Here is a 22,444-nt window from a genome sequence, read left to right as displayed (position 1 = left end):
TATACTCATAGCTAAGTCTTACTAGAAAATCGTAAGTTCTTCAGTGGCCTCGCTTAGAGGTCGGGTGGCTTTCACTTGCGCACAACCTCCTCAAGAAAGCAGCAGTTGACCAAAAACAAAAATGTTGGTACAGGAATAATCCCCTGTACCAACATTTTTGTTGTTTAAGCATTATTTTTAATCAAGGTGAGTTGACTCGTAAGTGATCTTAACTACTTTTGAATCAGCCTCGTTGTTTTGCGAGCTTCTACGCGTCGAATTGCTCGTTATAAGCCCTGAGGTAGATTTCCTTCAATTGCTCGACCGTGACCTCTCGCGGATTGCCTCCCGTACAGACGTCTCTCATCGCCTGCTCGGCCAAGCGTCCCGCATCCTCCGCCCGGAAGCTTGTCTCCTTCAACGGAGGGATGCCTACCTTGGCCGACAGCTTCTGCACCGCTTTCAGCGCAAGCCTCGCGGCCTCTTCGGAAGTAGCGGCCCGGGACACGTCTTCGCCCATCGCCTCGGCAATGTCCGCGAACTTCTTCGGAGCGGAAGGCAGATTGAATTCCATCACATACGGCAACAATATCGCGTTCGCTACGCCGTGCGGCAGATCGTACTCGGAGCCAAGCTGATGCGCCAGACTATGCACTATGCCAAGTCCGGCGTTGGAGAAGGAGAGACCGGCAACGTAAGACCCCCAAGCCATCCTCGACCTTGCCTCCACATCCTCTCCGTTCGCGACCGCTGTCGGCAAGGCCGATGCAATCAAAGAGATCGCTTTCAGGGACAAGGCGTCGGACAGCTCAAAGCTCCCCTTCGTCACGTAAGATTCAATGGCATGTGTTAAAGCGTCCAATCCGGTGGCCGCCGTCAATCCGGCAGGCTTCTTCACCATCAGCTCCGGATCGTTCACTGCAATCCAGGCCAATGAGTTCGGGTCTACCATAACCATTTTGATCTTGCGCTTCTCATCGGTGATGACGTAATTGATCGTCACTTCGGAGGCCGTGCCTGCCGTCGTGTTGATGGCAATAATCGGAGCGGACTTGTTCTTGGACTTGCCGATGCCTTCGTACTCGACGATATCGCCGCCGTTGGTAGCCAGCAAGCCGATGGCTTTGGCCGCATCCTGCGGCGAACCGCCTCCGACCGAAATCAGGAAATCGCATTGTCCCGCGTGATACGCGGCCAGCCCGTCTTGCACATTGCGAGTCGTCGGATTGGGCTGCACATCCTCGTAAACCGTATACACTACGCCGCTGGCATCCAGGACGTCCGTAACCTGCTTGACGACGCCGGCTTCGTTCAACACCTTATCCGTCACCAGAAGCGCCTTGCCTAACCCCAGCTTCTGAATTTCCGTACCGATCTCCTTCACGCACCCGGGTCCGATTAAGTTGACAGAGGGCCAATAGATTCTGCGAGCCGTTAGCATAATGATCACTCCCTGTATGAATTGTGCTCTGCTTGTACGGGGCTTCCAGCTCTAGTGTAAGCTCTCAAGAAACAATTGCCAGTGACATTCCTCACAAGCAGGGTGCCATCTTCTCCGCCCCAGGCTCGACGCAGAGCTCGATTGGGCTGTAACGCCCCGATTCGATTCCCGGTATAAATGTCTAAGGAAATTCGCTTCCAATACCGATATAAACCTTGAAGCATTTTCCGGACAGGATTTGGGGAGGAACGCTCCCGGAATTCCAATCGATTCTATCTGCCTATTCGAAGGAGAATTATCATGCGCGTATCCTCATTTACTGCGAGCTCATCTGCCGCCATGCCTGACAAAGCGTCCCACGTCAGCCCCACCGAACGCCAAATCGCCCTGCTGCAAAAGCAAATGGAAGCTTTGAAGGAAAACAAGCAGGGCGCTGCCGACAACTCGGAGAAAATCAAGCAAATGGAAAAGCAGCTCGGCGAGCTGCAAAAGATGCTCAATTCAGAAAAACTGGAAGAGACGAAACGCGAACAAGAGGAAATGCAGCAAAAAATGCAGGAAAAGGCCGAGCAGGAAGCGGCGCAACGACAGGAGCCGGATCAAGCTCTGTTCTCGCGTCAGGCCCGCGATATGCTGCAAGCACAAAGCGATATGTCCGATTTAACAACGCTCCGCAAGGTACAGTCCATGCTGCCGACCCGCAAGGAACGGGAAAACTTTGCACCCAAGATCGTGTCGAAAGCAATGGATATCCAGAAGGATATGTCGCAGAACATTGATGAGCAGTCCAGGCTGGCGCAAGAGCTCCCTCGATTTTCCGAGCATGGGGACCTGCTCCACATTAGTGCGACGGGCAGGGAATTGGCGGCCGATGCCATCCAGCATAATCCCGCCCGCTACTGGGGCAGCGTTGAACTCAACGCCGCTCTGGAGCAAACTTTACAGAACCAGCCCGAAGCGGTTAAGACGGCGGTATATACGATCATTCAAGACAACTTTTTCCCTCAAGGCGCATCGGAGCTTAGCCAGGAGCAGCGCGAGAACTTGCTGGAGACGGGCATGGCGCAGGCCGGATTTATCGGAGAACAATATATCTCGAATCCCCAAGATAAGGAGCTGTTCCTAAGTACGATGCGGCAGATCGCGGCCACCGCGAAAACGGGCAAGCTCGATCCTGCATCTGGCCAGATGACCTATGTTCAGCTTCCTAATCGACCTCAAGGGGCTCCGGACGATTATGTCGACATGCAAGAGTTAATGAAGCGCTTCGATCCTCAAGCTTACGATAAATTCCAGAAGGCATTGCCCAATGCCGCGGAAGCCTTGTCTGTATTGTTGAACTTCGCCAAGAGCACCCCCCGGCAGCCGGAGTGGATTAAAGCTTATCACAAAGAAAATGAGCAGCTAAAACAAACCTTGAGCAATGCCGATGTAGGCAATCGCTTCAAAGATGTCGACACTTCTTCCCTGTCCGCTTTCGTTGCGGATATGACAAACCGTCTGCAGCAGACCGGAACCTCTGCTCTGACCGACAATCTGCTGGCCTTTGCCCGCATCCTCTCCTAGCACAATCAGCATAAATAGGGTGCCCGCCTCTTATCGAGCGGGCACCCTATTTATGCGTAGAACATTTTCCTCTAGGCGCGGACGTGCACGGAGCGAATCAGATAATCTTGGATAAAAACTGCTTCGTGCGCTCGGACCGAGGCTGCTCGAATACCTGCTGCGGAGTTCCCGTCTCAATGATTTCTCCGCCATCGAAGAAGATCACCCTATCCGCAACCTCGCGGGCGAAGTTCATCTCGTGGGTGACGATCAGCAGCGTCATGCCGGACTTGGCCAGCGTCTTCATGACATCCAGCACCTCCTTGATCATCTCCGGATCAAGCGCGGAGGTCGGCTCGTCGAACAGCATGATCTTCGGCTGCATGGCCAGCGCTCTGGCAATGGCGACGCGCTGCTGCTGGCCGCCGGACAGCTGGCCCGGATATTTGCCGGCCTGATCGTGGATGCCCACCCGTTCAAGCAGCTCCAGAGCAATCTTGACCGCCTTCTCCTTGGGCCATTTGCGCACCCAGATCGGTGCGAGCGTAATGTTCTCCACGATGGTCATGTGCGGGAACAGGTTGAATTGCTGGAAGACCATTCCGGTCTCCATCCGGATGGCTTCGATATTGGCGATATCGTGCGACATGTTGATGCCGTCGACGGTGATCATACCTTCCTGAATTTCTTCCAACGCGTTGATCGTGCGGATGAACGTTGATTTTCCTGAGCCCGAGGGACCAATGATAACGATCACTTCTCCGGCTTCCACATCTAGGGACACATTTTTGAGTACATGGTGGCTGCCGTACCATTTCTGAATATCCCGACAGCGGATGAGCGGCTGACTTTCTTGTCCCGCCTGCGCTTGCGACTGGTTTTTCATGGGCGTTTCCCTCCTCGATATGCTTTATCTTCTGCCTTTGTTCAGAGAAAGCTCCAATTTGCCGCTGACCTTGGAGATCACCAGGCATATGATTAGAAAGACGCCGGCGACGAACACGAATACTTCCATCTGTCTGCCCAAAAATTCCGGGTTGGCGATGATTCGCTTGGCGATGCCCATCAGGTCCAGCAGGCTGACAATTGCCACGAGCGACGTATCCTTAAACACCTCGATCACGCTGCCGACAAGCGCGGGGATTACGTTGCGCAAGGCTTGCGGCATGACGATAAATGTCATTTTCTGAACATAGCTCAAGCCTAAGGCTTCGGCGGCTTCATATTGACCGCGAGGCACGGCTTGCATACCCCCGCGCACAGTCTCCGCAACATAGGCTGCGTTGAACAGGGTAAAGCCGATCATGGCGCGCAGCACATTGCTCAGCTCAAGGTTCTGTCCAAGGAACAGCGGCAGAAGCAGCTGCGCCATAAAGAGGACGGTCACGAGCGGGATGCCGCGGGCAAGCTCAATATACCCGATACAAAACCAGCGAACGATCGGAAGCTTGCTCCGGCGCCCCAATGCCAGCAGCAGACCGAGCGGGAATGAAAACATCAGAGTTACGACGGCCAGCAGCACGGTCAGCAAAAATCCGCCCCACAGGTTGGAGGAGACTGCCGGGAACAGGCCGCTGCCGCTCAGAACTGCCAGCATGAGCGGAAAGTAGAGCAACCATCCGAAGACATGTATCTTGCGGGCGATCTTAAGCTTCGATCCAATCCCGTAGCCGATCAGCATCAGCGCGATCCCGCCCAGCAACCAGATTCGCGATGTCATAGCCAGAAACGGCATGAAGCACACAATAGCGAATACCGACAGCAAAAACAATGAAACCGTTGTCATAAGTCCTTTGCGGACTCCCCAGGAAACGCCTGTGAGCAAGGAAGCGGCGATCAGGATCGCCCAGACCCGCCAGAGCTCAGAGACAGGGTATTGTCCGACCATCAGAATGCGGAAGTTAGCGGAAATAACCGACCAATTGGCCGTATTCACTATCCAGCCCAGCAGACTTTTGGCCGCGAAGGCCAATACAAGGAAGGTCAGAAGAGTGGCGATCGTATTTTTCCAACTGCTGAACAGGTTTCGCCGAAGCCAGAACAACGGAGAACTTTGCGCTTTGGAAACAGCCATTCGGGAATTCACCTCTCAATCAGTTGGAAATGCTTGTTGAACAGACCCATGAGGAACGAAATGATAATACTGACGATCAGATAGACGGAAGCGACGAGCAAAATGATCTCTACGGCGCGGCCGGTTTGGTTGATAATGGTGTTGCCTACGGAAAACAGCTCGGTATAGCCTACAGCGACGCCCAGAGTGGAGTTTTTGACCAGATTCAAAAACTGGCTCGTTGCCGGCGGAATAGCGACGCGATTGGCTTGCGGCAGGATGACCCGGCTCATGACCGTCCGCTTCTTCAAGCCGAGCGCGTTGGCGGCTTCGATCTGTCCTTTGGGAACCGACATAATACCGGAGCGTACGATCTCTGCGATAAACGCGGAATGGTACAATATCAAGCCGCACATAATTGCCGCGAATTCGGAGGTAATGACATAGCCGCCCTCATAGAGCCGCCCCGAAATGCTTGGCAAAGACAAAGCCGCCGGCCATTCCGAGAGACCGAGTCGAAGAGCGGCAATCAAGATCAACAGCAAGCCCGCTGCCCAGAGCATGGGATAGGTCCGACGCCCGGAGGCGATCTGGACGGCCAGACGGGATTTGTACAGCCAGACCGCGATGCCGACGCCCGCCGCCAGCACAAGGAGCCAGATCGGCCAGGAAGCGCGCAGATCGAACCAGGGAATTGCCGTACCGCGGTTGCTGAAGTAAACCAGCTTCAGCCAGTTGATGCCCTGCTCGATCTTCGGAAAAGGCAGGAAAACGGTAAAGTACAGGAAGAATATTTGCACCAGGAGCGGAATGTTGCGAATCATCTCGATATAACCGCCGGCCAGCTTCCGAAGAAGCCAGTTGTCCGACATGCGCGCGATTCCGACCAGCGTGCCTATGATTCCCGAGAAGACGATGCCGATAGCCGCAATCTTCAGCGTGTTCATCAAGCCGACCAGCAATGCCCGGCCAAAGCTATCCGTAGGCGTATAAGCGATCAACTGATCCGTAATCATAAAGGAAGCGGTAGATTTCAAAAAGTCGAAGCCCAGCGTCAGGCCGATGCTGTGCAAGCCCTGCAGCGCATTCATAATGAGGAATGCGCCAAGCGCCGCGATGATCAGCACAAACGCCAGCTGCAGCAGCCAGGGAATCGTTTTCTTGTTGCGCCATATTGGAATTTTGTTAGGACTGCTCATTCCTGTTTCACCTCGAACAAGTCGGGCCTGTCGTCGGAATACCCGATGGACAGGCCCGATCGTAGAATTAGTTGAATGGAGGCGAATACATCAGTCCGCCCTCGGTCCAGAGCCCGTTAACGCCGCGGTCAAGCTTAAAGATGGAGCCTTTGCCCAGATTGCGATCGAAAATTTCACCGTAGTTGCCAACGCCCTTGATCAGCTTGACTACAAAATCGTTGTCCAGACCGATATGCTTGCCGAGCTCGCCCTCAAGGCCAAGGAACCGGCGAATGCCAGGGTCTTCCGATTGCAAGAACTGGTCTACGTTGTCTTTCGTAATTCCGTATTCTTCGGCTTGAATGAGTGCGTACACGATCCAGCGCGTCAGGTTGAACCACTGATCGTCGCCAGCCTTGACGACCGGCGTAAGCGGCTCCTTCGACAGCACCTCTTGCAGAATGAGATGCTCGTCCGGCTGCTTCATGGATGCCAGACGGGACACGAGGCCGGATTGATCGGACGTCCAGGCGTCGATGCTGCCCTGCTCGTAAGCGGCTACGATCGCATCCTGGTTTTCGAAGACGATGATCTCCGCCTTGGCATTGACCTTGCGCAGCTTTTCCGTCAAATTCTGCTCTGTCGTCGTGCCTTGCTCGACGCCGACGCGCAGTCCGTTCAGCTCGGCGATCGTGCTGACGTTGGCGCTCTTATGCACCATAACGCCTTGTCCGTCATAGAAGGTCGTCGGGATGAACTTCAGCCCAAGCGAGGTGTCCCGCGTGAAGGACATCGTCGTTGCACGGCTCAGGATGTCGATCTCGCCGGTCTGCAAAGCGGTGAAGCGAGTTTGACCGGTAACGGGACGCATCGTCGCCTTGTTCGGATCGCCGAAGATCGCCGCCGCGAACGCGCGGCCGATCTCGATATCGAAGCCGCTGAAGCTGCCGTTGGAGTCCAGGAAGCCGAAGCCCGGAAGCACGGTATCGACGCCGATGACGACATTTCCTCTTTTCTTGACCTTTTCAAGCGTAGAGCCGCCTTGCTGGGTTTCTTTGGTACCGCTTTCATTCGAGTTGCTGCAGCCCGCCGCTACCAACGATATAACGAGAAGCACCATGATTGCGAGGAAAGAATAAGGTTTCGATGTGAGTCTGTTCATTCGTATGACCTCCCCAAGGTATACATGCTGTTTTAACCTTTAAACTTTAACCTTGTAAAGCAGCTTTCCGGCGTTGAGCGATAAAGCGGCATATCCTGTTCACGCCCTCGCGCAGCGCCTCTTTCTCGGTCGCCAGCGAAACGCGAATCATCTCATGGGAAACGTTGCCGAAGGTGCTGCCGGGCGCTACCGCGACCTTCTCTTCCTGAAGAAGAGCCAGAGCGAAATCATCGGAAGTCAGACCGGTGTCGGCAATATCGATCAACATATAGAAGGCGCCTTCCGTCTTGTAGGCTTTCACTTGATTGTTCATAAACAGCTCATAGGTCATGTCCCGTCTCTCCCGATAGCTCAGGAGCATCTCGTCTACGAACTGCTGTGGACCGGTGATCGCCGCTTCGGCGGCTTTCTGCGACATGGATGGCGCGTTTCCGACCAGCGTAATCATGATTTGCGAGACGGAAGCGCAAATGGCTTTGCTGGCGACCATATATCCGAGCCTCCAGCCGGTCATGGCGTATTTCTTGGAGACTGCGAAAATGCTGATGACTCTATCGTCCGTGTCGTAAGACTTGGGACTGACATGTCGTCCCTCGTAGATGATCGCTTCGTATACTTCGTCGGATATGACGTAGAGATCATGCTTGCGGGCAAACTCCATCAGCCGCTTGACCGTTTCTTCATCGAATACCGCACCGGTCGGATTGCCGGGCGTATTGATAAATATCGCTTTTGTCCTGTCTGTCACCTTGGCTTCTAGATCTTCGAAATCGGGAGCAAATCCTTCCTCCGCTTTGAGGGCGTATCGAACCGGCACACACTGCTGTACCATCAGAATCATCTCGTACACCGGCCAAGCGGGATCGGGAATCAGCACCTCGTCGCCCGCGTCGGCAATGGCCAGCAAGCTGGCGGTCAGCGCGGTAACCGATCCCGAGGTGACGACGATCTCGTCCAGCCCCGGCTTCAAGCCGTATAAGGCTTCAAGATCGTTGCGGATCGCCTGACGCAGCGACGGATATCCCGGCACCGACGTATACTTGGTGTGTCCTTCTTGCATCGCCCGATAAGCGGCGTCGATGATCGGCATCGGCGTGTTGGCATTCGGCTCTCCCACCTCAAGATGAATGGCATCGGGAATCTGGGATGACAGCTCTTGAAGCTTGCGAATGCCGGACTGAGGAATTTTTCCTCTTGCGTGGGATAAGGGCTTCATGTTGCACCTCCGGGTTGAAAATCGAACTGCGCTTTAACCTGCTCCAGCTTTTCCAGCATTTGCAGCTTCTCTGCTTCGCTTATGTTGCGCAGAGGAGCCCGGACTATACTGTCGGCAAACCCGCGGCTGGCTAGAGCGTGCTTGAAATGGGACATGCTAAGGCCATTGTTCATCGCGTCGGACAGGGCCCAGATCAGCTTTTGCAAGCTGCGCGCCTCTTCGATCCTGCCTTCCTTGAAGCAGCGATAGGCCTGTACGAACGGCTCCGGAAAGACGTTGGCATTGCCGGACACGCCGCCCGCGGTGCCAGCCTGCAAGCCCGCAAGGAACAGCTGGTCGGGGCCGAGCATGATCGGAAAGCCTTCAGGCGTCGCGTTGATAATCTGATTGAGCTGACTGAAATTGTCCGAGCTGGATTTGAGCCCCCGAATATTGGGATGACGCTCGATCAGCTTCAGCAGCACGGACAAGGAAATCTCATTGCGCGCGTTACCCGGGAAATTGTAGGCGTAGACCGCAAAGCTTTCGGATACCGACTGCGCGACGGCGGCGTAATGCATATAGATGGCTTCGTCGTCTACCGGGAAGAAGTATGGGCATACGACCGATACGCCGTCCGCTCCGATCTCCTCCGCGTGCCGTGCCAGCTCAAGGGTGCTGACCGTCGTTTGGTCTCCGACGTGAATCACGACGGGCAGGCGTCCTGCGGCTATGCGTACGACTTGGCGAGCGACTTCTTTTCTTTCCCCTACGGACATCAGCATGCCTTCGCCAGTCGTTCCTAGCGGAAACAGGCCGTGCACGCCTTTGGAAATCAAAAATTCAATATGTTTCTCCAGAGCATCATAGTTAACGGAACCGCTTTCATGAAAGGGTGTCAATAAAGCCGGATAAACCCCGTGAATAGTCATAGCTGTTAAGGCTCCTTTTGGACTGTTAATTCTGAAATCCCCCGCATGAATCGCGGAAAACGAAATGTGGAGTAAAGATTCGGCCAATCGGACCGGTCGCTTTATGGTTCATCAGGTCGATAGACAAGCGAGTGCAGGTTTCCGCTATCTCTTCAATCGGCATATGCACGGTCGTCAACGAAGGGATGGAGAAGCGCGAGCCCTCGTTATCGTCATGACCGACAACCTCCATGTCATTCGGTACGGAAATTCCCAATTCATGAAGCCGCGCCAAGGCGCCCATCGCCATCTGATCGCTGATCACAAACAAAGCCGTAGGCCTAGTCTCTGCTTGCATCAGCTCGCTTGCGGCCTGATAGCCGCCCTCTTCCGTAAAGTCGCCGCCCGCAATATGCTCGGGCAGCACGGTTAAGCCGAATTCGGCCGCTCCCTGAAGAAAGCCTTCCTTGCGAAATCGGATCGCCCGCGACGAAAGATCCGGCGGCGATATCAAGCTGACCAGACGGTGACCGCGGCTGGCGAACAGCCTCGCAACCTCTTGTCCTGTCCGATAGTTGTCAACGCTGACGTAGGAGTGGCTGTCCGAATCGCGCAAGTGCAGCACAATCGGGACGTTAAAGCTCGCTTCCCGCAAGAAGGCTTCGTCCTCTTCCGTCGCGTTGGCGATAATTGCTGCGTTAAACCTTGTGCCTGTACTTAAGCTGCGATTATTTTTGAGCTTGCTGCTGATATAAGGCTGGATCAGGAGCTCGCACTCCTCTTCCGATGATCGAAGCGCTGTATGCACCCCTTTCAGAAACCGGCCGATCAAGGATGCCCGGGTATCCAGCGTCCAGAAAAGCGCGATAATCGGCGCTACGGTCTCGCCGCTGCTGCGCAATCGTCTCGCCGAGATGTTCGGACGGTAATCCAGAGCCCGCGCCGCTTCGTAGATTCTTTGCTGTGTGGCTTGCGAAATGCGCAGTTGATCCCCCTTGCCGTTTAACACCACGGATGCCGTTCCTTGCGAGACATTCGCAAGCTTGGCAATTTCTTTAATACTGCTCATTAGCGCTCCTTTCTCCGGTAGAATCACTTCCGGCTCTTGAGAAAGCGCTTTAGCTAATACGTTTTGCTAAAACGTTTCTTCAAGTTCTGCTACTCATTCTATACAGCGCCCATTGCTGTGTCAATAGCCTTTGCCTGGCACTTTGTAAGCGGTTTCTCATATCTATGGATTGGCTTCCATAATCTGAACGATTAAGCGACGGTAGCGCTTACAGATGCCGCTTGGCTTCGAATCCCCGTCCAGCCTGAGGAAATCATCCGTCCGCATTCTGAAGAAGGCTTCCCCTTCCTTCCGATTGCTGCGCAAAATTTGGCAATACTTTTTATGTGGTCGGTTAGTTCCAGAGAAAAGTACAAATGCAGTAAAACAAGCTAAAGACAAGCGTATCGAATTTCACCATAATTGCTAAAAGAAAGCGCAATCAAAACCTATCAGGAGGGATGTCCATGTTCGCAACAAAAAAGATGATGGCATGTTTTATGGCAGTAACGTTATTGTTATCGGCTTGTTCCGCTAACAAAAATGGAGAAGCAGGAGCAGGTGGGTCAACCGCTTCAGGCGGCAAAGAAAAAGTAGAGATCACGTTTGCCGAGAGTATCCCGAGCAAGGAGCGCACCGCCGTTCTCAAGCAGCTGATTGACGATTTCCAAGCCAAAAATCCGGATATCAAAGTCAATTTCGAGAGCAATCCGGTCGAGCAAGCCCGCGAGAAGCTCATCGCGATGGCCACCGCTAAGAACCTGCCGGACGTATTCGAGGTAAGCAACTCTTGGATCGGTCCGCTGGCCGTCAATAACGCGCTTGAGGATTTGGAGCCCTATGTCGACAAATTCGCGAACCGCACCGATTTTACGGACAGCGCAATGGCGCTCGGCAAGAGCTATGGCGACAAGCTGTATTGGATTCCCTATGGAACCTACGGAATCGCAGTTTATTACAACAAGAAGATGTTCGCGGATGCGGGCCTGCAGCCTCCTGCAACGACCGAAGACTTTTACAATGCAGCCAAGGCGCTGACCAATCCGGCCAACAATCAATACGGCTACTCGTTCCGCGGCGGCGTTTACGGCTTTACCCACGCCCTTCTGTGGATGATGGGAGCAACCGGCGTCAACTCTCTATTCGACGAGAATGGCAAAAGCCTGTTGGATAGCCCGCAAGCGGTGGAAGCACTCTCGAAATATGCAAGCCTTTACATTGATAAATTAGTGCCGGCGGATTCGCTCAACTGGAGCTATAAGGAAACCGTTGAAGCCTTTACGACCGGTGTAACGGCCATGTTGATCCAAAGCAACGAGGTTGTGGCGATCAGCAAGGAGAAGATGGGCGACAACTTCGGAACGGCTATGCTGCCTCTTGGACCAAGCGGCAAACAGTTCGATACGAGCGGACAGAACGGCTACGCGATTGCCTCGACCTCTAAGCACAAGGAAGCCGCCGCAAAGCTCTTGGAATATTTGATGTCTGCGGAGCCTAACCTAAAGTTCACAAAATTCAGCGGATTCACCCCTGTCCTGAAGAGCATACAGGACGATCCCGCATTCAGCGACGGTCCGATTAAGGTTTACAAAGATCAAATGAACTCCAGCGATATCGAGTATGCCAACCTGCCGACTTATTTGCCGGAGTGGTCGGAGTTTATTACCCAATTCAGCACCTCCGAGGTCCAGAAGCTGATTCTGAAGCAGCAAACGGCGGAACAGACCGCCAAAAATCTTGCCGATTTTCTGAATGAAGCGATGGACAAGTGGAATAAAAAGTAACCCGCAAGACTGCCGCAAGTCCATAGCGAATGAATAGAAACTAGGTGAAGTGCGCCCGGTACGTTAAGGTTCGGCAAGACGGCTGTCTCTCCGGCCTCAAGCTTATCGCACCGGGCGCGCTTCCTTCTTCAACATTCGAATGGACTTTCAGGCCGTGTGATGAAAGGAGAATTTCCATGCAACGAGAGTGGCGCAAACGGCTCGTTCCGTTCTATTATTTGCTGCCGGCGCTAATTGGCATTTTGTTCATCTATGCGTATCCCATCATCTCGTCCGTCTATAATTCCTTCATGGATTATAATGTGTCGAGATCTCCCGATGCGACATATAACGGAATCGCAAATTACCTGAAGCTGTTCAGCGATCCCATGTTCCCCAAGATTATCAAGAACACCTTGATCTATGTCGTCTTGTCGGTATTCATTCAATTCCTTCTTGGATTTCTGCTCGCGATGCTGCTTGTGAAGCGCTTTCCAGGGAAATCCGTCTATCAGTCGATCGTGTTCATTCCTTGGGCGGTCGCCGGATTTCTGATCGCGATTATGTTCAAATGGATGTTCAACGCCCAATGGGGAGTCATCAACGATTTGCTGATGAAGCTGGGAATTCTCGATCAAGCGTATCCCTTCCTGTCCAGTCCCGACACGTCCCTGTATACCGCTGTCGTCGCCTCCGTCTGGTACGGCCTGCCGTTCTTTGCGATTATGATACTGGCCTCGCTCCAGTCCATTCCTGCGGATCTCTATGAAGCCGCGGATCTCGACGGCGCCCATAAGCTAAGACAATTCTGGAGCATCACTGTTCCCTATATAAAGCCGACACTAATACTGACCGTACTGCTCCGTATCATTTGGATGTTCAATTCAGGCGATTTGATCTATATCATGACGGCGGGCGGACCGGCGAATTCCTCGCACATTCTGCCGACCTATTTGTTCGAGAAGGCGTTCATTTCCCTTGATTTCGGCCTGGCGTCGGCAGTCGCCGCGATTACGGTCGCTTTCCTGATCGTGTTTACGGTCACGTACCTGCTTATCACAAAATTCGAGAAATCCGGTGATTTTTGATGAGTCTACTAGCTGCACCAATGATGAAGATCGTGCGTTTCTGTCTGCTGGCCTTCTTTCTTGTCTTTACGTTGTTTCCGATCTACTGGATGTTTCTCACCTCCATCAAGCCTGCCGAAGACGCGGTCAAGCTCCCTCTGGAGTATTGGACCTCGCATCCGACCTTCGACAATTACGTGTCCGTGGTCACGGATTCGGCATTTCTTACCTTCTTCAAGAACAGCTTCATCGTCGCGATCATAAGCGGCACCATTACCCTGTTCCTGTCTCTATTGGCCGGGTTCAGCCTGTCGCGTTTCAAATTCAGAGGCAGACAGATGACATTGATGCTCTTCCTGATTACGCAGATGTTTCCTGTCGTGGTCATGATTATCCCGCTGTTCATCGTCTTTTCCAAGCTGGATATGCTCAATACGCTGTACGCGCTGATTCTGTGCTACTCCATCATTAACATTCCTTTCTGCACGATCATGATTAAAGGGTTCTTCGACCGCACGCCGGAAGCGCTGGAAGAAGCGGCCTTAATTGATGGATGCTCTCAGTTCGGCGCCCTGTTCCGTATTCTGGTTCCCGTCATGCTGCCGGGAGTCGTCGCTACCTTCGCCTTTGCCTTCATTTCTTCCTGGAACGAGTTTTTCCTAAGCCTGATGTTCATCAGCACGGAGACGATGAAGACGATTCCGGCCGGAATCGGCATATTCGTATCCCAATTCGAAGTCAACTGGAGCCTGTTAAGCGCCGGTACGATCATTGCCATCCTGCCAAGCATCCTGTTATTCATTCTCATTCAAAAATATTTGATCAGCGGTTTGACTGCCGGAGCTGTCAAATAGTTGGAAAGGTAAGCGATCCTATGATGAATCCTATTACAAAACTGCTGCATCAGTTTGAATTTCCTCATGAAAACGGCGACGCGGTAGTCCCTCCGATTCTGGCCTCTTCTTATTTCACGGCGAGAAGCTATGAAGAGTGGGCGGAGCGCGGCGGCAAGAACGATCGCTTGCGGATCGGACAGCCGGACAATCCGACTGTTGAGATTCTGGAGCAGAAGCTGGCCGTTCTCGAAAACGGAGAAAGCTGCCGCTGCTTCGCCTCCGGGCCTGCGGCCATAGCCGGTACGATCCTCGCTTTCGTGAAATCGGGGGATCATGTCCTATGCATGCAGAACGTCTCTCCCTTGGCGCGTCCCTTATTTCGTGAATACTTGCCTCGATTCGGCGTAGAGGTCACCTTTGTGGACGGAAGTCGCGAAGCGGACATCGAACAGGCGTTGAAGGAAAACACGGCGCTGATCTACCTGGAATCGCCGTCGCCAAGTCTATTCAGTATGCGGGACTTGCGAGCCATTGCCGGGATTGCACAATCCAGAGGGATTATAACGGCGATCGATAATACCTGGGCAACGCCTTTGTTCCAAAATCCGCTCGATCATGGCATCGATCTTGTCATCCATTCCTCCGTGGAATACTTGAGCGGTCATAGCGATATGGAGGGCGGGGCCGTCATCGGTTCGATGGACAAGGTGAAGCAGATCAAGGAGAAGGGGGCGGATGTGCATGGCGCCGTACTCTCCCCTGTCCAGGCCTGGTTTATGCTGCGAGGATTACGAACGCTAGCCGTGAGAATGCGAAGATACCAGCAGTCTTCCTTACAAATTGCCCGTATGCTGCAGGACCATCCCGCTGTCGAGGAGGTCTACTACCCCGGATCTCCCGATTATGGCCAGCAAGAGCTGGCTGACCGTTATTTGCGCGGATTTTCCGGCGTGATGTCCGTTGCCCTTAAAGGCACCGAGGCGCATGTCAAACGGTTCGTCAACGCATTGCGCCTGTTCCGGATCGGGGGCGGTTGGGGCGGCTATAATAGCACCGTAACCCCTCTTGGCCCCGATTCGCTGAACGATGCGGGCGAGATGCTTGTTAGGCTATCCATCGGACTTGAGGATACGGAAGACCTGAAGATCGATTTGCTTCGAGCATTGGATCATGCTTTGACCGGGAAAGGGGGCGATCATCTTGAATAAATGGACGGAAATTCTACTGGACGAGAGATTCGAAGAACCGCTTCACGGGTCGGCGGCGCCTGCCTTGTTTCAGAACTCCTTGTTTGTCAAACCGAGCTTTGATGCCATGAAGCATGATCGCTATAATCCTAAATCGTATTTCTATTCTCGCGGGAACAACCCTACGGTTAATCTGCTTGAGTCCAAGCTGGCGCAGCTCGAGAACGGCGAGGATGCCAAGTGCTTCGGCTCGGGGATGGCGGCGATTTCCGCAGCGATCATGAGCGTGTTATCCGCAGGCGACCACGTCGTTTGCTCGAACAGCGCCTATCAGCCTACTCGCGATATTCTGGGCAAATATTTGAAGAGATTCGGCGTTGAAGCTACATTCCTGGATGCCGTCGACGAGTCCGGCTGGCGCGCGGCCATTCGCCCGAACACTAGACTGTTTCTCCTGGAGTCGCCCTCCAGCTTTCTGTTCGAGATTCAGGACCTGCGGGCCATTACGTCTCTCGCCATAGAAAAAGGCATCGTAACGATTATGGATAACACTTGGGCAACGCCGGTCTTCTTTAATCCGCTCGACATCGGAATCGATTTGGTGGCGCATTCGCTCTCCAAATACATTTCGGGCCACAGCGACGTCGTAGGCGGCGTCGTGATCGGCAGCGCAGACAGATTAAAAAAAATCAAGCACGACGAAGCTGCCCTGTTCGGAGGGAGAATGTCTCCGTTCGAGGCGCTCCTCGTTCTGCGCGGGCTGCGCACGCTGGAGATCCGGATGGAGCAGCATCAGCAATCTACGCTGCAGCTTGCCCGTTTTCTCGAGGATCAGCCCAAGGTTCGCAAGGTGATTCACCCCGGTCTGGAAAGCCATCCGCAGCATTCGCTTGCAAGCTCGTTGTTCAAGGGTTATTCCGGCTTGTTCAGCTTCATTCTGAACACCGATCTGGCGGGAACGAAAGCATTCGTCGACAGCCTGCGCATTTTCCAAATCGGAGTCAGCTGGGGCGGCTTCGAAAGCCTTGCGCTTCCCGTAGCGATTCTCGAGGAACCGATCCCTTACGTATTGGACGGTCAAGAGGTGGATGTGGCGGACACTCTCGTTCGGGTGTCCGTCGGACTCGAAGATGCGGAGGATCTGTGCGAAGATATGCTTCAAGCGTTGAAGCGCGTTTAATCGCGGCCGACCGGCATCGTTAGTAGATCCGGTTGCGGCTGCGATATTCGCTCGGCGTACAGCCCATTTTTTTTCGAAACATCTTGGAGAAGTAATGAATCGATGAAAACCCGTATTTCACGGCGATTTCCGTGATGGTCAAGCTCGAATACTTCAAGTCGACCTTGGCGCGCAGAAGAAGATTGTTGTTCCAATAAGCTTTCGGCGAGAACCCGGTCTGCTCTTTGAACAAGGCGTGGAAATGGCTGCAGCTCAGCCCGATTTTGTCCGCGCAGGTTTCAATAAGGCGATCGACTTCGTCAAAGGACCCGGCGGTGGAAACCTCGTTCATCCATTCGATCGATTTTTTCACCCTCGGATCCATGACGGAGGCCGGCTCCATCATATATTTGATAAAATGGTGCAAAAACAATTGGAAATAACCGCGAATCTCCAGAGATGCCGGGAAGTAGCTTTCATCGAGCAGCTCGGGCGAGGAAGTGAAGAAGTCGAAGCGCTGAAGCCACGCATTGATATTCTTCACCACGCTGTATTCTTGAATGAGAACGTTCGCATGAATCTGGGGACCGTAATATTGTTCCTTGAGCTCGCTTTTGGAGTAGCAGAAATAGTCGTTCTGATGCGTAAACCCGATCCGGTCCGTATGCTGCCAATCGAAATAGGCGCAGCGGTGGATCATCGGCTCTGTTCGGGAGGCCTCCCAGCCGTGCCATTTTCCCGGCGGGATATAGATGATGACCCCTTTCTTCGCCTCGTAAACCTGGTTGTTCATGTGAAGCTTGCCGAAGCCCTCCTCGATGAGCACGACCGTGCTTGCATAACAAATTCGCTGACCGCTATTCTGTCCCGGCGCAAAGCTGTACCTCTGGGCAAACAAGACGTAGGGATATATATTGTCCAAGTAAGTTCTAGGGTTGTTCATACCGATCTCCTGCAAGTGCAATGGCTATATAATGCCACGCAACAGTCTTTGTATTCGATTGAATTCATTAGTTAATTCAATTGAACATTATGTCACTGAAATGTGGAGATCGTCAATTAGCCGCCATCTTTGCTATTGAAGTCCTTCATATAAAGGAAATTGAGACGTCATTTCCCGCACGCTTCCTAATACCTGATCTTTAATTGCAGAGCTCTTGGGATTTTTGAGGGCACGTCCAATAAGCTGGGCAATTTCTGTCATTTCCTTGGGCCCTAATCCTCTAGATGTCATAGCAGGGGTCCCGAAGCGAATGCCGCTCGTTACCAGCGGGCTTGCCCTATCATGAGGAATGGCGTTTTTATTAGCCGTAATCCCCACTTCATCCAGTATGGCTTCAGCCTCTTTACCCGTAAGTCCGATCGTGCGCAAATCCACCAATACAATATGATTATCCGTTCCTCCCGATACAACGGTTAACCCTTCTTGCATTAAGGCCTCCGCCAATACGTTGGCGTTTACAAGAACTTGTTCCATATACGTCTTGAAGTCCGATTGCAAGGCTTCGCCTAGCGCAACCGCTTTTCCCGCGATGACATGTATCAGCGGGCCGCCCTGCGATCCGGGGAATATCGCTTTATCAATGGCTTGCGCCCACGATTTACGGCACATGATGACGCCGCCTCTGGGTCCCCGCAACGTTTTATGCGTTGTCGTCGTAACAAAGTGTGCGTTCGGCACCGGGTTCGGGTGCAAACCTGCCGCGACAATTCCCGCAATATGTGCCATATCCACAAAGAAGAGAGCCCCGACCTCGGCCGCAATTTGGGCGAACAACTCAAATTCGATCGTACGCGGATAGGCGCTGGCGCCAGCCACGATCAGGCGCGGAAGATGCTTATGAGCGAGCTTGCGCACTTGGTCGAAGTCAATGCGCCCCGTTTGTTCATCGACACCGTAAGGAACAAAATTGTAAAATCTTCCGGAGAAATTCACCAGACTCCCGTGCGTCAGATGACCGCCATGGGATAGATTCATGCCCAGAATCGTGTCGCCAGGCTGGACTGAAGCAAAATAAACCGCCATATTCGCCTGAGCGCCGGAATGGGGCTGCACATTGGCATGTTCGGCGCCAAAAAGCTCCTTGACACGGTGAATGGCTAGCTCCTCGATCCGATCGACATGCTCGCATCCGCCATAATATCTTCTTCCCGGATACCCTTCAGCGTATTTGTTGGTCAGTACCGTCCCGGTGGCTTCCATGACAGCCCGGCTTACAAAATTCTCCGATGCAATCAGTTCTATTTTATCCCGCTGCCGTGCAAGCTCTTGCCGTATAGCGCCGGCCACTGCCGTGTCTTGTTGCTCCAAATCTTTCATGAACGTCTTCCTTTCTATATGCACCTTGTCTGTCGTGTTGCAAATGAAACTATTGTCGTGATAGTATATCAACCAATGGATTGTTATTGAACATCCATAAACCATGTACTTTAGCAATCCATAATATCGACAGAAAAACACTAGAGGTGAATATATGCTCAAAGTAAACCGGGATGACGAGCGTCCCATCTGGCAACAGCTTCTAGACCAAGCGATCCATAATATTACAACCGGAAAATGGCCGTCTGGCGAATTGTTGCTCCCCTCCCGTGAGCTCGCCCTGCTGATTGGCGTTTCCCGTTCAACCATACAGATTGTTTACGAGGAGTTATTCAGCCGCGGGTACACCGTAACCTCCCGTCGCGGCGGAACAAGAGTTAGCGAATGGGCCTATGCGACTCGCCCTTCAGAGGAGGCTGCGACAGAAGGCCCCGTTCCTCCCGAATTGCCCTTATTAAACGCCGCAATCGGTCATTTGCACAGTTGGTTCGGAGACAAGAAGCATCGAAAGGTAGAGATCGATTTCAGTCCCCATGAACCCTATTTGGACGAGCATTTTCAAAAAAACTGGAGACAATCATTTTTACAGGCTTCCGCAGAAACAGAGCTGGATAATTGGGCATACGGCGACCCCTATGGATTCCCGAAGCTGCGGGAACAGATCCAACGTTATTTGTCGCTTGAACGAGGCGTTCACGTGAGTATCGATCAAATCCTATTAACCTCAGGCGCACAGCATAGCATCGATTTGATTGCTCAAGCCCTTATACATGAAGGTGATACGGTTTCGGTTGAAGATCCCGGCTTCCCTGCGGCCTGGATGGCGATGAGGTATCGGCGTATGCATGTTGCACCCGTTGCGGTGGACGAATACGGGCTATGCGCAGACCGCATTCACCCTCAATCCAAGCTTGTGTTCGTTACGCCGTCGCACCAGTGTGCAGTTGGCGTGATTATGTCGGAACCCCGCAGGCAACAATTGTTGCACATGGCGGCCGAGCATCGATTCTGGATTGTCGAGGATGATTACGACAGCGAATTTCGATATCGCGGCGACCCGCTTCCAACCCTGTTCAGCCAGCGGCCTCAGAACACGCTGTATATGATGAGCTTTTCCAAAATGGTCGCTCCCGGCATTCGGATATCGGCAATCATCGGACCCAAAGAGGCCATTCGTCGGCTTGCCCAAGTCCAAGAGTTGACCTATCGTCATCTTCCGATAATGGAGCAGTTAACGCTTGCCCATTTTATCGAGCATGGTCATTTCATGCGCCATATGAGAAGAGTTCGAAATGTATATCGGCGCAGACACGAAGCCATGACGAAGGCCATCATCGCGACAGGTTTGAGCGAACGTTTCACTCTGAGCGGCATAGAGACGGGGTTGCATATGCTTCTTGAGGCTGATCAATCGTTTGACGAAGAAGCAGTAACGAATCTGGCCCTCGAAGAAGGCATCCGGGTGTACCCGCTTAGCAAGTATTGTTTGGAAAGCGATCGAAAAGGATGGGTACTGGGCTTTGCTAAAGTAGATGAGGCAGCCATCGAAGAAGGCATTTATCGTCTGGCGAGGATGCTTCTATAAGACAAGCATTCTCCTGCCTCTCCTAATCGTCCCGGCGCGCGCTTTCGTTCCAGTAATAGCTGTCCGGCAAGTAACGTTGGCCGAATACGCTTGTCCCTACGCGGATGAGGGTAGCTCCTTCTTCGATGGCCACCTTGAAATCACCGGACATGCCCATCGAGAGGATATCCATGTCTACGCGCGGAAAGCTTTTCTCCCTGATTTGCGTTTGGATGCTTTTTAATAAGCGGAAGCAGTGCCGAGTCTCGTTGTTTGTCGCATTCAGTTTTCCGATCGTCATTAAGCCTTTCACGTTTAACGTTTCGAACCGGGATAACTGTTCTACCAGCTCCAGCGCCGTTTCCGGAGTAGCCCCGAATTTACTTTCTTCGTAGGACGTGTTGATCTGCACCAGAATGTCCATCGTCTTGTTCTCTTTGACGAGCTGATGGTGCAGCGCCTGCCCCAATTTCAACCGGTCCACGGAGTGAATGAGCGTAACGTATTTGACAACGTCCTTCACTTTATTCGTTTGCAGATGTCCGATAAAATGCCATTCCACCTGATTGTATTGCTGCATAAGCGGAAATTTGTCCCGAAGCTCTTGCGCTTTGTTTTCCCCGAATAGAGTCTCGCCGGCCTGCATAGCCATTTGCAATTTTTCAAGCGGTACGGTCTTGGTCGCCAACAACAATTTCACATCCTCAATCTTGCGCCCGGAGGCTTGGCAAGCCAATTCCATTTGCTGCTTCACGGTTTTGAGATTCTCTTCAACTAGATGTCCCATGTTTTCTACCCTCTTCCTACTCCGCGATGTGCATGGATGAAGAACACTATGCTTATATAGTGAAAAATGCAAATGCCGCCGCATGAAGGATCGGCAGCATTCATTAAAACATCTCAAACGGTTTTTCCATGCTGGAACATTTTCTCTTCTTCAATCGGATTTTCTTTCGCAGTGATATGATGTGGATCAATTCGGTATACCTGTACCGGCCCTCCGAATACTGCCGATCGGTATTTGTCGACGTGCTGCTGGGGCAACGGCCGATTATAGTAACCAGGCACATACTTATTGATCATTTCTTGCAGCATGTGTGTAGCCTCATCCAGATCGGAGATGGGATGTGCTTGACCAAAAATCATTACGCTCATATACGCGGTATCCGTCTTGGCCGGCACCGGGTCCGTAATCGTTCCATATTCCTCGCAAACCGTAAAACAGACCTCCGGATTCGCACTCATAACCTGGTTTCGTCTCCCGCCGGTGGCCCCATGGAAATAAAGCTTCCCATTTGTCCAAACAAAATTGAGCGGAACAACATACGGCAGCTTACCATCGACCATTCCAAGATGACCAATTCGAGCTTGCTGCAGAAATGTCTCGATCTTGCTCTTGTCCAACACTTCTCTTATCTTGTAGCGTACCCCATCCATTTTTTTCACTCCTGTTGTATGAAAGTATTAACAAGCTTATCAGCCATTGGAGTGAAACTAAATGTCCATAATCATAGGAATGGAGCAATCCATATTTCACACAAAGCTAACTAATAATAAGAAATCCCCCACTTTGCGATAGAAAGGACTAACCCAAAGTGGGGGATTCGCGCTATAACAATCGTGGCTTATGATGATTTAACCATTTAACCGGAGCGCTAATGTAATCAAGAACAAAGCGAAAGCCAATACTGCCGCCCAAACCCCGGCAATATGGAAACGCTCCGCTCGCTGCACTTGAGCCTTCCAATCCTTTGGGGGAGCGCCGATCTCCCAATCAAGTGTTGCGCTATTGATTGGAACGGTTCCGATGCCTCTAATAATGATCCAGAGTAACAGAGCAGCCACAGCCACACACCTGAGCACAAAACCAGGCGTGTCGGTGTTGCAAAATGCCAAGACAATCCCCAAAACGAACGACGGCAAGAAAAAAGCGGGAGCCAGAACTCGTAGCTTTAGCACAAGTGCTTTACGCAACTGCAGTTGTGCATGATCGTCCAATGCTTCGGCGGGTCCGCGCACTCCGTGGTGGATAACAA

The 22,444-nt window shown here is 52.5% G+C and carries 19 protein-coding genes; 7 read left to right on the top strand and 12 right to left on the bottom strand.

The window, feature by feature from the left end:
- Positions 1-247 precede the first annotated feature (247 nt).
- The gene (locus tag ACFO1S_RS23650; protein WP_204605119.1) at positions 248-1,420 is read right to left on the bottom strand and encodes an iron-containing alcohol dehydrogenase; all 1,173 of its coding nucleotides are present in this window, start codon (positions 1,418-1,420) and stop codon (positions 248-250) included.
- A gap of 300 nt (positions 1,421-1,720) precedes the next feature.
- Between ACFO1S_RS23650 and ACFO1S_RS23645 the strand changes: the two genes are divergently transcribed.
- A complete protein-coding gene (locus ACFO1S_RS23645) occupies positions 1,721-2,986 on the top strand; it encodes a hypothetical protein (protein WP_204605115.1) in 1,266 nt (421 codons plus the stop codon).
- Between the two features lie 97 nt (positions 2,987-3,083).
- Here the strand turns inward: ACFO1S_RS23645 and ACFO1S_RS23640 are convergent, their stop codons facing one another.
- The 7 genes from ACFO1S_RS23640 to ACFO1S_RS23610 form a co-directional block, all read right to left on the bottom strand.
- The gene (locus ACFO1S_RS23640; protein WP_204605114.1) at positions 3,084-3,851 is read right to left on the bottom strand and encodes an amino acid ABC transporter ATP-binding protein; all 768 of its coding nucleotides are present in this window, start codon (positions 3,849-3,851) and stop codon (positions 3,084-3,086) included.
- A gap of 24 nt (positions 3,852-3,875) precedes the next feature.
- Positions 3,876-5,039 (bottom strand): amino acid ABC transporter permease, encoded by a 1,164-nt coding sequence (locus ACFO1S_RS23635; RefSeq protein ID WP_204605113.1) that lies wholly within the window; start codon positions 5,037-5,039, stop codon positions 3,876-3,878.
- 8 nt (positions 5,040-5,047) lie between these two features.
- The gene (locus ACFO1S_RS23630; RefSeq protein ID WP_204605112.1) at positions 5,048-6,217 is read right to left on the bottom strand and encodes an amino acid ABC transporter permease; all 1,170 of its coding nucleotides are present in this window, start codon (positions 6,215-6,217) and stop codon (positions 5,048-5,050) included.
- A gap of 67 nt (positions 6,218-6,284) precedes the next feature.
- Positions 6,285-7,358 carry an amino acid ABC transporter substrate-binding protein gene (locus ACFO1S_RS23625; RefSeq protein WP_204605111.1) on the bottom strand — a complete coding sequence of 358 codons (1,074 nt, stop codon included), beginning with the start codon at positions 7,356-7,358 and terminating at the stop codon, positions 6,285-6,287.
- A 46-nt stretch (positions 7,359-7,404) separates the two neighbouring features.
- Positions 7,405-8,574, bottom strand: a complete 1,170-nt coding sequence (locus ACFO1S_RS23620) for a pyridoxal phosphate-dependent aminotransferase (protein ID WP_204605110.1) — start codon at positions 8,572-8,574, stop codon at positions 7,405-7,407.
- Entirely contained in the window at positions 8,571-9,485 is a 915-nt protein-coding gene (locus ACFO1S_RS23615) for a dihydrodipicolinate synthase family protein (protein WP_204605109.1), read from the bottom strand. The genes ACFO1S_RS23620 and ACFO1S_RS23615 overlap by 4 nt, the downstream gene beginning before the upstream one ends.
- A gap of 25 nt (positions 9,486-9,510) precedes the next feature.
- Entirely contained in the window at positions 9,511-10,533 is a 1,023-nt protein-coding gene (locus tag ACFO1S_RS23610) for a LacI family DNA-binding transcriptional regulator (protein WP_204605108.1), read from the bottom strand.
- Between the two features lie 446 nt (positions 10,534-10,979).
- Between ACFO1S_RS23610 and ACFO1S_RS23605 the strand changes: the two genes are divergently transcribed.
- The 5 genes from ACFO1S_RS23605 (at position 10,980) to ACFO1S_RS23585 (ending at position 16,545) form a co-directional block, all read left to right on the top strand.
- Positions 10,980-12,296, top strand: coding sequence for an ABC transporter substrate-binding protein (locus tag ACFO1S_RS23605; protein ID WP_204605107.1), 1,317 nt, complete (start codon positions 10,980-10,982; stop codon positions 12,294-12,296).
- 176 nt (positions 12,297-12,472) lie between these two features.
- Entirely contained in the window at positions 12,473-13,363 is an 891-nt protein-coding gene (locus ACFO1S_RS23600) for a carbohydrate ABC transporter permease (protein ID WP_204605106.1), read from the top strand.
- A complete protein-coding gene (locus tag ACFO1S_RS23595; RefSeq protein WP_378127680.1) occupies positions 13,363-14,196 on the top strand; it encodes a carbohydrate ABC transporter permease in 834 nt (277 codons plus the stop codon). Before ACFO1S_RS23600 ends, ACFO1S_RS23595 begins: the two co-directional genes overlap by 1 nt.
- Before the next feature lie 20 nt (positions 14,197-14,216).
- Positions 14,217-15,386: a trans-sulfuration enzyme family protein gene (locus ACFO1S_RS23590; RefSeq protein WP_204605104.1), complete on the top strand. Its 1,170-nt coding sequence runs from the start codon at positions 14,217-14,219 to the stop codon at positions 15,384-15,386.
- Positions 15,379-16,545, top strand: coding sequence for a trans-sulfuration enzyme family protein (locus ACFO1S_RS23585; RefSeq protein ID WP_204605103.1), 1,167 nt, complete (start codon positions 15,379-15,381; stop codon positions 16,543-16,545). Before ACFO1S_RS23590 ends, ACFO1S_RS23585 begins: the two co-directional genes overlap by 8 nt.
- 19 nt (positions 16,546-16,564) lie before the next feature.
- Here the strand turns inward: ACFO1S_RS23585 and ACFO1S_RS23580 are convergent, their stop codons facing one another.
- Positions 16,565-17,467 carry a helix-turn-helix domain-containing protein gene (locus ACFO1S_RS23580; RefSeq protein WP_204605102.1) on the bottom strand — a complete coding sequence of 301 codons (903 nt, stop codon included), beginning with the start codon at positions 17,465-17,467 and terminating at the stop codon, positions 16,565-16,567.
- Positions 17,468-17,599: 132 nt separating this feature from the next.
- Positions 17,600-18,844, bottom strand: coding sequence for a serine hydroxymethyltransferase (locus ACFO1S_RS23575; protein ID WP_204605101.1), 1,245 nt, complete (start codon positions 18,842-18,844; stop codon positions 17,600-17,602).
- A gap of 154 nt (positions 18,845-18,998) precedes the next feature.
- On the opposite strand from ACFO1S_RS23575, the gene pdxR reads away from it, so the two are divergent.
- Positions 18,999-20,429, top strand: coding sequence for a MocR-like pyridoxine biosynthesis transcription factor PdxR (gene pdxR, locus ACFO1S_RS23570; RefSeq protein ID WP_204605100.1), 1,431 nt, complete (start codon positions 18,999-19,001; stop codon positions 20,427-20,429).
- A gap of 22 nt (positions 20,430-20,451) precedes the next feature.
- Here the strand turns inward: pdxR and ACFO1S_RS23565 are convergent, their stop codons facing one another.
- Positions 20,452-21,195 carry a YggS family pyridoxal phosphate-dependent enzyme gene (locus ACFO1S_RS23565; RefSeq protein WP_204605099.1) on the bottom strand — a complete coding sequence of 248 codons (744 nt, stop codon included), beginning with the start codon at positions 21,193-21,195 and terminating at the stop codon, positions 20,452-20,454.
- 113 nt (positions 21,196-21,308) lie between these two features.
- Entirely contained in the window at positions 21,309-21,845 is a 537-nt protein-coding gene (locus ACFO1S_RS23560) for a pyridoxamine 5'-phosphate oxidase family protein (protein ID WP_204605098.1), read from the bottom strand.
- Positions 21,846-22,444 lie beyond the last annotated feature (599 nt).

The sequence above is a fragment of the Cohnella boryungensis genome, assembly GCF_042651945.1.
Lineage (GTDB): Bacteria > Bacillota > Bacilli > Paenibacillales > Paenibacillaceae > Cohnella > Cohnella boryungensis.
Note: the sequence above shows the minus strand (reverse complement) of the source record. Positions and strands in the feature narration are given on the sequence as shown.